The sequence below is a fragment of the Micromonospora sp. WMMD961 genome (assembly GCF_029626145.1).
In the GTDB taxonomy this organism is placed as follows: domain Bacteria; phylum Actinomycetota; class Actinomycetes; order Mycobacteriales; family Micromonosporaceae; genus Micromonospora.
The window spans coordinates 4,335,584-4,348,640 of sequence record NZ_JARUBJ010000002.1 but is presented as its reverse complement, the minus strand read 5'-3'; the positions used below and the strand labels follow the sequence as shown (position 1 = coordinate 4,348,640).

The window sequence follows — 13,057 nt, the reverse complement described above, 5'->3', positions numbered from 1 at the left end:
GTAGTCGCGGTTCAGCCGAATGAGCTGCGAAGCCACATGTCGTACGCCGATGCCCCGATTCCCCACACCAGGAGCGTGGTGACCGCGAGGAGCACGACGAGACCGAGCATGGTGGCCGCCCGGGCCCAGCGGGCCGTCCCCGGATCATCGCCGGTGGTCAGCGGCGAAGCCGCGTTCCGCCTGACCACCGCTATCGCCACCACCAGCGGAATCGCCACGATGAGTCCCTGCACGAGGATCCAGTGGGCGGTGCTGGACATGAGTGCGAGGTCCATCCTGTCGCGGCAGACCCCGTTGCCGGTCGTGCAGGCCACCGGCCCGGCCACCCACGAGATGGCCGCGGTGGCGGTGATCGTGGTGACGATCGCGGCGAACAGCGCCCGTGCTGGCCGCCGCGGGCCGCCTCGCACCAGCACCACCGCCATGGCGAGCGCCAGCATGACCGAGGCCACGGCGAGGGTGGCGTTCTCCACCGCGGCGGCGAACGACATCTCGGCCGCCCCTGGAACGGCCTGGCGTGCCTCGATCGGGAGCAGCACACCGGCGGCCACGGGCAGCAGGCCGCCGATCACCGCCGCCACCGCGCCGCCGCCGAGCCCGACGAGTGCGGCACCCCGCAACGCGCGCCAGCCGGCCGCGTCCCGCGTGAGCAGCGCCGGTACGAGCCAGAGAGCGGTCAGGGTCGGCAGTGTGAGCGGGTGGTGGACGAACCGCTCCGCCGGTCCCAGCTCCGCGGTGCTCACCATGGCGACCGCCGCGTACCAGCCGTCGCCGTCGGCGGGCACCGGCCCCCAGTCCAGCGCGAAACCGAATCGGCCCAGGGAGAACGGTAGCCAGACTGCCAGCGCTGTCGCGCCGGCCAGACCGGCGGCACCCCAGGTCGCCGTAAGCGCCGAGCGCGCCGGCTCGCGAGCAACCGCCCCCGCACGGGTCAGCGCCGCGCGCGCCGTCGAGTCCGCCCACGCGGCCAGCGCCACCGCACCGACGCTGAGCACCAGAGCGGCGACCAGCGCGGATGCCAGGCCGGCACCGTCGATCCAGCCGGGCGTGCCCTTGACCGCCCCCGGCGGCAGCAGCATCCCCACCATGAACGACCCGACCAGGACCGGACCGCTCGTCAGCCAGAACGGAACCCGGCGCGCGGCTGTCGCCTCCTGAGCGGCTGCCTGCTCCGCTCTCCATACCGTGAGCGCGAGCAGAGCACCCAGCCACGGCCCGACCGTCAAGCCGAGCAGGGCGGCACCGAGGAAGGCATCCACCCCGAGAGCGGGGCCAGCCACCAACGTCAGGTTCGCGGTCATGACGCCAGCCGGAAGACCCGCGGCGACCAGATCCCAGTGTGTCGGGCGCAGCGCCGCGGCGGGGTTCCGGAGCGCGTGCAGACGGTCGCCGGGCACCGGATGGGTACCCCACCGGTCGAGCCAGAGGCGCGGCTTCGGGAGCCGTTCCACGATGGCGGCCGAGCCGCCGCCGACGTCGGCGGCGACCCTGTCGGCGTACGTTTCGCGGGCGCGCAGCACCGAATTGCGCAGCAGGTAGACCAGACACCCGAGGACCAGTAGCGCGCCGAGCAACGGGGCACTGACCACCGGTGCGGACACGACGGTGTCGGCTCGCCACGCCCACCTGGTGGGTGCGCTGACCAGGCCCGGATGCACGACCAGGAGCAGCAGCGGCGCTGCGACCACCAGCAGGAACGCCCGCCACACCGCGATCGTCAGATAGGTCAGGTCGACGTCCCGGTTACGCAGGTGCGCCAACTCGTGGGCGACCACGGCGCGGAACGCGGGTCGGTCGGTGGCCCGTAACACCAGCAGCCCGGCGTCGAGCTGGATCCGCCGCCGCCCGGGCAGGCCGAACGCCTGGCCGCTGGTGGTGCCACGGGTGGGAACGAGCCACCACTGGGGTGCTCGGGTCAGCCCCATGTCCCGTCGCAGTTCGTCGAGGTCGTCCGCCAAGCCGCCGACCAGGTCGGGCGGGAGCCGTCGGGATCTACTCCGCCGGACGATCCACCAGGGGTGGACGAGATAGAAGGCGACCGACATCACGGCGAGCACGAAGAGCCCGTTGGCGACCACGGTGAACGGCTCGGCGAGAGCCGGGCGCACGCAGGACCGGAACTCGGCCTGCAACGCCTCACGTCGTAGCACGTCGTCCAGCGCGCCTTCGGCCGCGAGCCTGGCCACCCCTGCGTCGAATGCCACGTCGCACTCGGTCTTGAGCGATTGGTAGGCATCGAGCCGGTCCGGCGGGCTCAGGCCGAGTGCGAGGAAGACGATCACGCTGGTGGCCAGGACCGCCCCGACGAGCAGGACGAAGTACGCGGCCGGCTTACCCGGGGCAGCACGGTGGCTCGCCGGGTGCGCCATCACGGTCAGTGGATCTCGCCGCTCAGCCGCCCCTGCCCGACGACGGCGTCGGCGATCAGCGCGGCCCGGTCAGGCTCGACACCGCCGCGCACCGCCACCCGCTCGACGATCCGGCGTACCTCGGACCACTCCTGGCCGGTCAACTCCAACGGCGCCGCGGCCTCCGCCGCCGGTGCCACCGCCTGCTGGGGAGCGGCCCGGAACATGCGGCGCAGCGTGGCCGACGTGACCCGATGTCCCTTGCGCACGCCCACCTCCACGACGTACCGCACCGCCTCGGTCATCGCGGCGAGCGCCACCGGGGTCAGCAGCACCAGCGCCTCGGGCAGCCCGAATGCCAGTGGCCCGCTGCGCTGTGAAGGATCCGCGTACGCGCCGGGGTCGGCGAAGTAGGCCGCACTCAGCAGTGGAAACAGCTCGCCTTCGCCCGGCGAGAACCGCTCGACCATCGGCCGGGCAAGGTCGACCAGCAGGGAATGGTCCGACTCCAGCCGCATGCAACCCTCCGTCACCGCCCACGCACCCGTGGGTGCCGTTCACTGTAGAGGTCGCCCTTCGCGAGAGGAAGCCGTGCCGGGTGCGCGACGAGGGCCGTCCTCCCGGTGCGGCGGAGGACGGCCCTCGTCGGGGTGAAGTCAGGCCACCGAGGTCGGGAACCGTTCCCACACCCGGTGTGCGGCCAGCAACTGCTGCACCGCCGTCAGTGCCTCGGCACCGGAGCCCGCCGCGACGACGCCGGGCGTGCCGGCCACCCCGACCTGCTCCAGCACGGTGACGCCGGCACCCCAGGCGCCGATCGCCTTGGCGTGCCGCCAGCACTCCTCGACGAGGAGCAGCACCCGGGGATCCACGGCTGCCGGGCCGGGCCGGCCCGCCTTGTCGTCGCGGGCGGGGAGGGCATCCGGGGCGGGTGCGGGCGCTCCGGCCAGCAGGACCGCGTCGAACTCGACCGACCGGCCGGTGGCGAAGGTCCGCTGCACCGGCAGGTCCGCCACCACGCCGCCGTGCGGTGCGATCAGCAACGGCACCATGCCGGCCTCGAACACGGCCCGGCGGACCTCGGCGACAGCGTCCAGATCCCCGTTCGGGTCGACCACGATCCCGACGGTACGACCGTCGCTCGGCCACTCCCGGCCGACCTGCGACAGCGCCGGGCTGGGTGTGACGTCGGCGAGCGGCACGCTGGGCTGCGGAGCGGGCAGTCCCAGACCGGCGGCGACCTGCTCGCACAGCGCCGGGTCGATGTTGGCGAGACTCCGCAGTTGGCGTTCCTTGATCGCCTGGTGGTAGCACTTGCCGAGCTCGAAGGTGTACGCCCGGATGATGTGTTCCTTCTCGACCGGCGACATGCTCGACCAGAACAGGCGTGCCTGGCTGTAGTGGTCGTCGAACGAGGCCGGGTTCGCCCGTACCTTCGGCGCCTGCGCGACGGTGACCGGCACGTCGACGAACGCGTGCTCGGCGTCCCCGGCCGGGAACGGGTTGCCGCCGTCGAGGGAGTTCGGTCGGTACGGCGCGACGCCCGCGTGCACGGCGTGCTGGTGGAAGCCGTCGCGCAGCATGTCGTTCACCGCCGTGTGCGGCCGGTTGATCGGGATCTGTGCGAAGTTCGGCCCGCCCAGGCGGGTGAGCTGCGTGTCGACGTACGAGAAGAGTCGGCCCTGCAGCAGCGGGTCGTTCGTGACGTCGATGCCCGGCGGGAGGTGACCGAGGTGGAAGGCGACCTGCTCGGTCTCGGCGAAGAAGTTCGTCGGGGTCCGGTTCAGGACCAGCTTGCCGATGGGCTGCACCTCGGCCAACTCCTCCGGCACGATCTTCGTCGGATCGAGCAGGTCGATGCCGGCGAACGTCTCCTCGGGAGTGTCGGGGAAGATCTGGACGCCGAGTTCCCACTCCGGGTACGCGCCGGCCTCGATGGCGTCGTAGAGGTCCCGACGGTGGAAGTCCGGGTCCATCCCGCTCAACATCTGGGCTTCCTCCCAGGTGAGGGAGTGCACGCCCAGCTTCGGCTTCCAGTGGAACTTCGCCAGCACCGTCTCCCCGGCCTCGTTGACCAGGCGGAAGGTGTGCACGCCGAAGCCCTCCATCGTCCGGTACGAGCGCGGTATGCCCCGGTCGGACATGTTCCACAGCGTGTGGTGTTGCGCCTCGGTGTGCAGTGAGACGAAGTCCCAGAAGGTGTCGTGGGCGCTCTGCGCCTGCGGGATCTCCCGGTCCGGGTGTGGCTTGCCGGCGTGGATGATGTCGGGGAACTTGATGGCGTCCTGGATGAAGAACACCGGCATGTTGTTGCCGACCAGGTCGAAGGTGCCCTCGTCGGTGTAGAACTTCGTCGCGAAGCCCCGGGTGTCGCGGACGGTGTCGGCCGAACCACGCGAGCCGAGCACTGTGGAGAAGCGTACGAAGACCTCGGTCTCCCGCCCCTTCTTCAGGAAGCCGGCCCGGGTGACCGCCTCGGCGGTGCCGTACGCGGTGAACACACCGTGCGCGCCAGCTCCCCGGGCGTGCACCACCCGCTCGGGGATGCGCTCGTGGTCGAAGTGGGTGATCTTCTCGCGCAGGTGGTGGTCCTGGAGCAGCACCGGGCCGCGCGGTCCGGCCTTGAGCGAGTGGTCCGTGTCGCGTAGCCGCGCGCCGTTGGCGGTCGTGAGGTAGGCGCCCTGCTGACCCTTCGCGGTGGGCGGCGCGCCGGTCTCGGCACCGGTCGGCGTACGCGTCTGCGGTGCCCCCTGTTCCGGCTTCGGCGGCAGCGGGTCGTGCGGCGTCGTCGGTTCGTCGACGGACGGTGGGGTGCTTCCCGGCGCACCCGGGACATCCGGGGTCAGGGCGTCGGCGATCTTTCCTGAGGCGGTCTTCACGGCGTTCTTGACCGCCTCGGCGGGCTTGCTGGAATCCACTGGACGACCTCTCCATGGTGCGTGTGCGAGCAGGCGGTTGCCCTGCTACCCCTGGTCAGGGGGTCGAAACCCAACCGATGTCGGCATGTGTCGCCGGGACTGGTGATTTCGCCGATGCGAGGATCCGCGCAGGAATTGAAACTGACACACGTCGATATCCCTCGACCCTAGGGAGTGCCCGACGTGTCCTCACCAACCACCACCTGTCCCCGTTCCGTCGCCGCCCGGGCCGCCCGGTTCGCGCTGGCCGCCGTCCTGGCCGCCGGCGGCGTCGTGGCCGGATCGACCGGCGCCGCCCAGGCCGCCGGCCCGTACGAGCGGGGCCCCGCCCCGACCACCGCCATCCTGGAGGCCAGCCGCGGTCCCTTCGCCACGGCGTCGCAGAGCGTGTCCTCGCTCGGCGTCACCGGCTTCGGCGGCGGCGTCATCTACTACCCGACCAGCACCAGCGAAGGCACCTTCGGCGCCATCGCCATCTCGCCCGGCTACACCGCGTCCTGGTCCAGCATCAGCTGGCTCGGCCCGCGCATCGCCTCGCACGGGTTCGTGGTGATCGGCATCGAGACCAACACCCGGCTGGACCAGCCGGCCAGCCGGGGCCGGCAGTTGCTCGCCGCGCTGGACTACCTCACCGAGCGCAGCTCGGTGCGCAGCCGGATCGACAGCAGCCGACTCGCGGTGGCCGGTCACTCCATGGGTGGCGGGGGCAGTCTGGAGGCGGCCTCGTCGCGGCCGTCGTTGCAGGCCGCGGTGCCGCTCGCGCCGTGGAACCTGGACAAGAGCTGGTCCGAGCTGCGCGTGCCCACGCTGATCATCGGTGGCGAGAGCGACAGCGTCGCGCCCGTCTCGTCGCACTCGGTGCCGTTCTACAACAGCATCCCGGCCTCCGCCGAGAAGGCGTACCTGGAGTTGAACGGGGCGAGCCACTTCTTCCCGCAGACGACGAACACCCCCACCGCGCGGCAGATGGTGGCCTGGCTGAAGCGGTTCGTCGACGACGACACCCGCTACGAGCAGTTCCTCTGCCCGGGCCCGAGCGGCTTGGCCATCGAGGAGTACCGCAACACCTGTCCCAGCGCCTGATCGTGGTCCCGGGGCGGTCGCCGACGGCGACCGCCCCGTCCGCGTGGTCGGGGCCATTGAAGGTCTTGACGCGATACCCGAGAAACGTACACTGCGAGTGTAAATAAACACCCGCCACGACAGAGGGATGGGTGATGGAGCGCGGCCTCGAACTGCACCACATCGGCGTCCGTTTCGGCGGCCTCACCGCCCTCGACGACGTCTCGCTGCGGGTGCCACCCAACCGGGTGGTGGGCGTGATCGGGCCCAACGGCGCGGGCAAGACCACGCTGTTCAACGTGATCTGCGGCTTCGTCGCGCCGGAGACGGGTTCACTCACCCTCGACGGTCGGCCACTACGCCCCCGACCGCACCGGCTCACCCGGCTCGGCATCGCCCGGACCTTGCAGGGCACCGGGCTTTTCGCCGGTCTGACCGTGCTGGAGAACGTGATGACCGGCGCCGCGCACACCGCCCGGGCGGGCTTCGTCCCGGCGCTGCTCGGGCTGCCGGCCAGCGACCGCGACGAGCGCCGGCTGCGCCAGCACGCCCTGGACATCCTCGACGGCCTGGGGATCGCCGCACACGCCGAGGCCGCGCCGCCCACACTGCCCTTCGCGGTACGCCAACGGGTCGCCCTGGCCCGCGCGCTCGCCGCCCGCCCCCGGCTGCTCCTGCTCGACGAACCCGCCGGTGGCCTCGGGGCCGACGACATCGCCGAGCTGGCGGAGCTGATCCGCCAGCTTCCCCAGCGCGACGACGACAGCTGTGCGGTGCTGCTCGTCGAGCACCACATGGACCTGGTGATGGCGGTCTGCGACGAACTGGTGGTGCTCGACTTCGGCCGGGTGATCGCCGCCGGCACCCCGCAGGAGGTCCGCGACGACCCGGCGGTCACCGACGCCTATCTCGGCGCCACCGTCGAGGAGGTCGCCCCGTGAGCGCGAGGAGTGAGCCGGGTTTGCGAGCCCCGCAGTCGCGAACGAAGGATGGCCCGGCGCCCGGCACCGATCTGCTCGTCGTGCGTGGGCTGGTGGCCGGCTACGGCGCCGCGCCCGTGCTGCAGGCCGTCGACCTCACCGTGCCGGCGGGCACGATCGCCGCAGTCGTCGGGGCCAACGGCGCAGGCAAGACGACACTGCTCCGCGCGCTCTCCGGCATGATTCGCCCGGCCGCCGGCCAGGTCCTCCTGGCCGGGGAAGACCTTCGGGGTACGCCGGTGGAGCAGCTCGTCCGACGCGGCATGGCGCACGTGCCGGAGGGGCGGGGCGTGATCAGCGAGCTGACCGTCGACGAGAACCTGCGCCTGGGCGGGCTGTGGCGGCGCGACCGGGCCGACGCCGGGCGGGCCCTCGACGAGGTCTACCAGCTCTTCGAGCCCCTGGCCCGACGCCGCCGGCACCTTGGCCATCAGCTCTCCGGCGGTGAGCGGCAGATGCTCGCCCTCGGCCGGGCGCTGGTCGGCCGACCCCGACTGCTGCTGCTGGACGAGCCGTCGCTGGGTCTGGCGCCACGGGTGGTCGCCCGGACCATGGCGCTGCTCCGTCAGCTGCGTGACCGCACCGGCCTGACCGTCCTGCTGGTCGAGCAGAACGTGCGCAGCGCGCTCGCCGTCGCCGACCAGGGCGTCGTCATGTCCCTCGGCCGGGTGGTGATCGCCGCCCCGGCGGTGCAACTGCGCGACGACGTCGACCTGCGCCACGCGTACCTCGGTTTCTGACCACCACCTCGTCCCCCGGAGGGAGGACTGTTGGACCGCTTCGTCTTCCTCACCGTCGACGGCCTGTCCCGGGGCGCGGTGTACGCCGCGTTCGCGCTGGCCCTGGTGCTCATCTGGCGGGCGGCGCGGGTCGTCAACTTCGCCCAGGGGGCGATGGCCGTCGCCGCCGCGTACGTCGCGTACACCGTCGCCGCCGCGACCGGTTCCTACTGGCTGGGCTTCGTGGTCGCGATCGTCGCCGGCCTGTTGCTCGGTGCGCTGGTGGACCGCGTGGTGATGCGGCACGTCGACCACGCCTCACCGCTCAACCCGGTGATCGTCGCGCTCGGGCTGGTGCTGTTGATCCAGGCCGTGCTGGGCATGGTGTACGGCAACGAGTTCCGTCCCGCCGAAGCGCCGTTCAGCCGGTCCGCCCTCAGCGTGGGCGGTGTCGCGGTGCTGTCGCCGTACGACCTGTTCGTCTTCGCCGCGATCGGGGTGGTGGTCAGCGGCCTCGCCTGGATGTTCGCGCGTACCCCGGTGGGGTTGCGGATGCGCGCGGCGGCCTTCGCGCCCGAGGTGTCCCGGCTGCTCGGGGTCAACGTCGGTGGCATGCTGACCCTCGGGTGGGCGCTGGCGTCCGGGGTGGGCGCACTGGCCGCCATGCTGGTCATCCCGACCGAGTTGGGCCTGCACCCGCACGCGATGGACCTGGTGTTCGTCTCGGCGTTCACGGCGGCGGTGGTGGGCGGGTTGGACAGCCCTCCGGGCGCGGTGGTCGGCGGTCTGGTGGTGGGTCTGCTGCTCTCCTACGTGAGCGGCTACGCCGGCAGTGATCTCACTCCGCTCGCGGTGCTGGTCCTGCTGTTGGCGGTGCTGCTGGTCCGGCCCGGCGGGTTGTTCGCCCCGGTCGCGGCGAGGCGGGTGTGAGCGCCACGAGGGCGGCAATGCCGCCGAAACAGCAGCTCGTCGACAAGGGCCGACCCGTCGACCGGCGACGTGGCTCGACCCTGCTGCGCCACCTCGCGGTGGTGCTCGCCGTCGGGTTGGTGCTGGTGGGGGTCAGCTACGCCGTGGAGCCGTTCCGGAACTTCCAGCTCGCCACCGTGGCGGCCTACCTCTGCGCGACCGCCGGGCTGACCGTCCTCACCGGCCTGAACGGTCAACTGTCGCTCGGGCACGGGGCGTTGATGGCCACCGGCGCGTACACCGTGGCGCTGTGTCAGAACGCGTTCGCCGACCGGGGGATGACCGGCGGCTGGCTGTTGCCGCTCTCGTTGGTCGCGGCGATCGTCAGCACTGTCGCGGTCGGCGCGGTGGTCGGTGTGGCCGCGGCCCGGCTGCGGGGCCCCTACCTGGCCGGGGTGACCCTCGCGGTGGCCATCGTCGTGCCGGCGTTGGCGGTCACCTTCGACGGTGTGTTCAACGGGGAGCAGGGGCTGTCCGTGCCGGTGGAGCCGCCACCGCTGGCGCTCGGCCCGTACTTCCCCTATGAGCGGTGGCAGCTCTGGCTCACCGGGGCGGCGACCCTGCTCGCCCTGTTGCTGCTGGCCAATCTCATCCGCAGCCGGTACGGGCGGACCTTCCGGGCGGTCCGGGACGACGAGGTGGCAGCCCGTCTCGCCGGCATCCACGTGGCCCGCACCCAGGTCCTCGCGTTCGTGGTCAGTGCCGCCACCGCCGGGCTCGGCGGGGCGTTGCTGGCGGTCCTCGCGCAGAGCGTCTCCCCGGGGGCGTTCTCGCTGACCCTGTCGCTGTTTCTGCTGATGGCCGTGGTGATCGGCGGTCTGGGCCGGCTCACCGGCGCGTTGTGGGGGGCCGTCCTGCTGGTGGCCCTGCCCGACCTCACCCACTCCGTGACGGAGTTGCTCACGCTCTCGCCCGCGGTGGCGCAGCGGCTGGAGGGCAACCTCCCGCTGGCGATCTTCGGTCTCACCCTGATCGTCGTCATGATCGCCGCACCCGGCGGCGTGCAGGGGCTGTTGTCCCGTCTTGGTCGGCGCCTGCGGGCCCGGCGTTCCTGAGCTGTTCTCCAGCCCGGCCCCGGCCGGGCACCCCACCACCCACACCGTTCCCGCAAACCGGACCGAGAAAGGTCGGTGTTCTCCATGCACCGTTTGGCACAACGTGGTCTCGCGATCGCCAGCACCATCGCCCTGTTGGCCGCCGCCGCTGGTTGTAGCGGTGACGACGGCTCCGGTCCCGGCGGAGCGTCGGTGCCGGGCGTCACCGACACCGAGGTCGTCGTCGGCACCCACATGCCGCTCACCGGTCCGGCCTCGGCCGGCTACTCGAAGATCGCCCCGGCGACGAAGGCGTACTTCGACTACGTGAACGCCAACGGCGGTGTGCACGGCCGGAAGATCACCTACAAGATCATGGACGACGGCTACAACCCGGCGAACACCCAGCAGGTGGTCCGTCAGCTCGTCCTGCAGGACAAGGTCTTCGCCATCCTCAACGGCCTCGGGACGCCGACACACACCGGCGTGCTCGACTTCCTCAAGAGCAACCGGGTGCCCGACCTGTTCGTCGCCTCCGGCAGCCGCAGCTGGGACCAGCCGGACAAGTATCCCGGCACGTTCGGGTTCAACCCGGACTACACGGTCGAGGGCAAGATCCTCGCCAACTACGCGAAGACGAACCTCGCCGGGCAGAAGGTGTGCTTCCTCGGTCAGGACGACGACTTCGGCCGGGACAGCCTGGCCGGTGTGGAGAAGGTGCTCGGCGCGGGTGCCGTGGCGGTGAAGCAGACGTACGTCACCAGCAACACCAACGTCGCGCCGCAGATCGGCGCGTTCAAGGCGGCCGGGTGCCAGGTCGTCGTGCTCGCCACCGTGCCCGGCTTCACCGCGCTTTCCGTCGGCACCGCGGCACGGCTGGGCTTCAAGCCGCAGTGGCTGGTCTCCAACGTCGGCGCCGACCATCCGACCCTGGCCAAGCAGCTCGGCGAGGCCGCACCGCTGCTGGAGGGCATGGTCGGCACCAACTACCTGCCGATGCAGAACGACACCGCCAACCCGTGGATCCAGCTCTTCACGAAGGTCAACAAGGAGCACAACGGGGACGCCCCGTTCGACGGCAACACCGTCTACGGCATGTCGGTCGGCTACCTCTTCGTGCAGACGTTGCTCGCCGCCGGCAAGGACCTCACCCGGGAGAAGGTCATCGACGCCGTGCAGAAGGGCGGCTTCCAGGGCCCCGGGCTGGTGCCGCTGCGCTTCTCCGAGAAGGACCACAGCGGCTACGGCGGTCAGCGGCTGAGCCGGGTGAGCGGGGGAGTGCAGACCTACTTCGGGCCGGCGTACGAGACCGACGAGGCGGACGGGGCGGTCAACGAGTACACCGCCACGCCGGCCGCGCCGCCGGCGAACGGGGTGCCGACCGGCTCCTGACGACCCGGACAGCAGCCGTCCGACCGGGCGTGGTCGCGTGTGACCGTGCCCGGTCGGACGGCTGTGCCCACTCCTTCCGACCGATCGTCCGGGGCGTTGACCACCACCGATTCGTCCTCCTACTATCTGCACTGTGAATGCATATTCGGCTCGCCTTGTGGACCGTGTCGCCATCGTCACCGGCGCGAGCCGCGGCATCGGCCTGGCCATCGCCCAACGCCTCGTCGCCGAAGGCGCCCGGGTCGGGCTGACCGCCCGACACCCCGAGGCGCTCGCCGAGGCGGTCACCGCCCTGGGCGGTCCGGCGTACGCAGTGGCGGTGCCCGGCCGGTCCGACGACCCCGAACACCGCGCCCGTGCGGTGCGCCAGGTCAGTGAGGCGTTCGGGCCGGTGGACCTGCTGGTCAACAACACCGGGATCAACCCGGTGCACGGGCCGCTGCTCGGGCTGGACCCGGCCGCCGCCCGCAAGATCCTCGACGTGAACGTGGTCGCCACGCTCGGCTGGACACAGGAGGTGTGTGCCTCCGGCATGACCGAGCGGGGCGGCGGCATCGTCAACATCTCGTCGATCGCCGGTCTCGCACCGGCGCCCGGCATCGCCTTCTACGGGGTGAGCAAGGCCGCGCTCAACCACCTCACCGCCAGCCTCGCCGTGGAGTTGGGGCCGGCCGTGCGGGTCAACGCGGTCGCGCCCGGCGTGGTGAAGACCCGCTTCGCCGCCGCGCTCTACGAGGGCCGCGAGGACGACGTCGCGGCGCGGTACCCGCTCGGGCGTCTCGGCCTGCCGCCGGACGTGGCGGGCGCGGTCGCCTTCCTGGCCTCCGCCGACGCCGCCTGGATGACCGGGCGGACGATCGTCTGTGACGGCGGCGTCTCGCTGGCCGGTGGGGCCGGATGACGGTGCCGACGGTCGGCCCGGAGCCGCTGATCACCGCCTGTCTAGACTCGGCGGTGCGTCAGGAGGCGCCGTGGCGGTGAGGAGGCGGGGGCGGATGGACGGGGTCGAGGTAGCGAGTCGGGTCGACGGGCGCACCGCCCGGGCCGAGCGCACCCGTGCGGCCATCGTCGACGCGCATCTCGCGCTCATCGGTGAGGGTGACCTGCGCCCGACGGGGGAACGCATCGCCGAACGGGCCGGCATCTCGCTGCGGACGCTGTGGACCAACTTCAAGGACATGGAGACGCTCTTCGAGGCGAGCGGCGCGGAGGTGCTCCGCCAGCAGGACGCCGCCTTCCGGTCGGTGCCGACCGGGTTGCCGCTGGCGAAGCGGGTCGACGCGTACTGCCGGCAGCGGGCCCGGCTGCTCCAGCTCATCACGCCGTCGGCGCGGGCCGCACAGATGCGGGAGCCGGTCTCCGAACAGCTGCACCGCAACCGCCTCAAGCACATCGACCGGGTGCGCGACGAGGTCGAGGAGCTCTTCGCCGCCGAGCTGGCCCAGGCTGGTCGCGGTCGGGAACAACTGCTCAACGCCCTGGTGGCGGCGAGCATGTGGCCGGCCTGGTCGATGCTGCGCTACGGCCTCGGGCTCGGCGTGGACCAGGCTCGCGCGGTGATGACCCGGACGGTGGGTGCCCTGTTGGCCGAGGTCGCGGCCGACTGACGCCGGCGGAGCGACGCCGGAGCCGACC

General features: G+C 71.9%; 11 protein-coding genes. 8 read left to right on the top strand and 3 right to left on the bottom strand.

Annotated elements, in window-relative coordinates:
• Nucleotides 1-11 precede the first annotated feature (11 nt).
• From O7614_RS19755 to O7614_RS19745, 3 genes are all read right to left on the bottom strand, one after another.
• Nucleotides 12-2,369, bottom strand: coding sequence for a M48 family metalloprotease (locus O7614_RS19755; RefSeq protein WP_278139947.1), 2,358 nt, complete (start codon nucleotides 2,367-2,369; stop codon nucleotides 12-14).
• 5 nt (nucleotides 2,370-2,374) lie between these two features.
• Nucleotides 2,375-2,866 (bottom strand): hypothetical protein, encoded by a 492-nt coding sequence (locus tag O7614_RS19750; RefSeq protein WP_278139946.1) that lies wholly within the window; start codon nucleotides 2,864-2,866, stop codon nucleotides 2,375-2,377.
• Nucleotides 2,867-3,004: 138 nt separating this feature from the next.
• Nucleotides 3,005-5,266, bottom strand: coding sequence for a catalase (locus O7614_RS19745; RefSeq protein ID WP_278139944.1), 2,262 nt, complete (start codon nucleotides 5,264-5,266; stop codon nucleotides 3,005-3,007).
• Between the two features lie 183 nt (nucleotides 5,267-5,449).
• Between O7614_RS19745 and O7614_RS19740 the strand changes: the two genes are divergently transcribed.
• From O7614_RS19740 to O7614_RS19705, 8 genes are all read left to right on the top strand, one after another.
• Nucleotides 5,450-6,349 (top strand): alpha/beta hydrolase, encoded by a 900-nt coding sequence (locus O7614_RS19740; RefSeq protein WP_278139943.1) that lies wholly within the window; start codon nucleotides 5,450-5,452, stop codon nucleotides 6,347-6,349.
• Nucleotides 6,350-6,483: 134 nt separating this feature from the next.
• Complete coding sequence (locus O7614_RS19735) at nucleotides 6,484-7,269, top strand: ATP-binding cassette domain-containing protein (protein WP_278139942.1); 786 nt, start codon at nucleotides 6,484-6,486, stop codon at nucleotides 7,267-7,269.
• 71 nt (nucleotides 7,270-7,340) lie between these two features.
• The gene (locus tag O7614_RS19730) at nucleotides 7,341-8,048 is read left to right on the top strand and encodes an ABC transporter ATP-binding protein (protein ID WP_278142313.1); all 708 of its coding nucleotides are present in this window, start codon (nucleotides 7,341-7,343) and stop codon (nucleotides 8,046-8,048) included.
• A gap of 30 nt (nucleotides 8,049-8,078) precedes the next feature.
• Nucleotides 8,079-8,957, top strand: a complete 879-nt coding sequence (locus tag O7614_RS19725) for a branched-chain amino acid ABC transporter permease (RefSeq protein ID WP_278139941.1) — start codon at nucleotides 8,079-8,081, stop codon at nucleotides 8,955-8,957.
• Between the two features lie 17 nt (nucleotides 8,958-8,974).
• Nucleotides 8,975-10,051 carry a branched-chain amino acid ABC transporter permease gene (locus tag O7614_RS19720; protein ID WP_278139940.1) on the top strand — a complete coding sequence of 359 codons (1,077 nt, stop codon included), beginning with the start codon at nucleotides 8,975-8,977 and terminating at the stop codon, nucleotides 10,049-10,051.
• Nucleotides 10,052-10,135: 84 nt separating this feature from the next.
• Entirely contained in the window at nucleotides 10,136-11,422 is a 1,287-nt protein-coding gene (locus tag O7614_RS19715) for an ABC transporter substrate-binding protein (RefSeq protein ID WP_278139939.1), read from the top strand.
• 157 nt (nucleotides 11,423-11,579) lie between these two features.
• Nucleotides 11,580-12,323 carry an SDR family oxidoreductase gene (locus tag O7614_RS19710; RefSeq protein WP_278139938.1) on the top strand — a complete coding sequence of 248 codons (744 nt, stop codon included), beginning with the start codon at nucleotides 11,580-11,582 and terminating at the stop codon, nucleotides 12,321-12,323.
• Between the two features lie 94 nt (nucleotides 12,324-12,417).
• Nucleotides 12,418-13,029 carry a TetR/AcrR family transcriptional regulator gene (locus O7614_RS19705; protein ID WP_278139937.1) on the top strand — a complete coding sequence of 204 codons (612 nt, stop codon included), beginning with the start codon at nucleotides 12,418-12,420 and terminating at the stop codon, nucleotides 13,027-13,029.
• Nucleotides 13,030-13,057: the final 28 nt, after the last annotated feature.

What these genes read in the sequence shown, in the direction of transcription:
- O7614_RS19755 (WP_278139947.1), bottom strand. Translation starts at nt 2,369, where the DNA reads ATGGCGCACCCGGCGAGCCACCGTGCTGCCCCGGGTAAGCCGGCCGCG.
- O7614_RS19750 (WP_278139946.1), bottom strand. Translation starts at nt 2,866, where the DNA reads ATGCGGCTGGAGTCGGACCATTCCCTGCTGGTCGACCTTGCCCGGCCG.
- O7614_RS19735 (WP_278139942.1), top strand. Translation starts at nt 6,484, where the DNA reads ATGGAGCGCGGCCTCGAACTGCACCACATCGGCGTCCGTTTCGGCGGC.
- O7614_RS19720 (WP_278139940.1), top strand. Translation starts at nt 8,975, where the DNA reads ATGCCGCCGAAACAGCAGCTCGTCGACAAGGGCCGACCCGTCGACCGG.
- O7614_RS19715 (WP_278139939.1), top strand. Translation starts at nt 10,136, where the DNA reads ATGCACCGTTTGGCACAACGTGGTCTCGCGATCGCCAGCACCATCGCC.
- O7614_RS19705 (WP_278139937.1), top strand. Translation starts at nt 12,418, where the DNA reads ATGGACGGGGTCGAGGTAGCGAGTCGGGTCGACGGGCGCACCGCCCGG.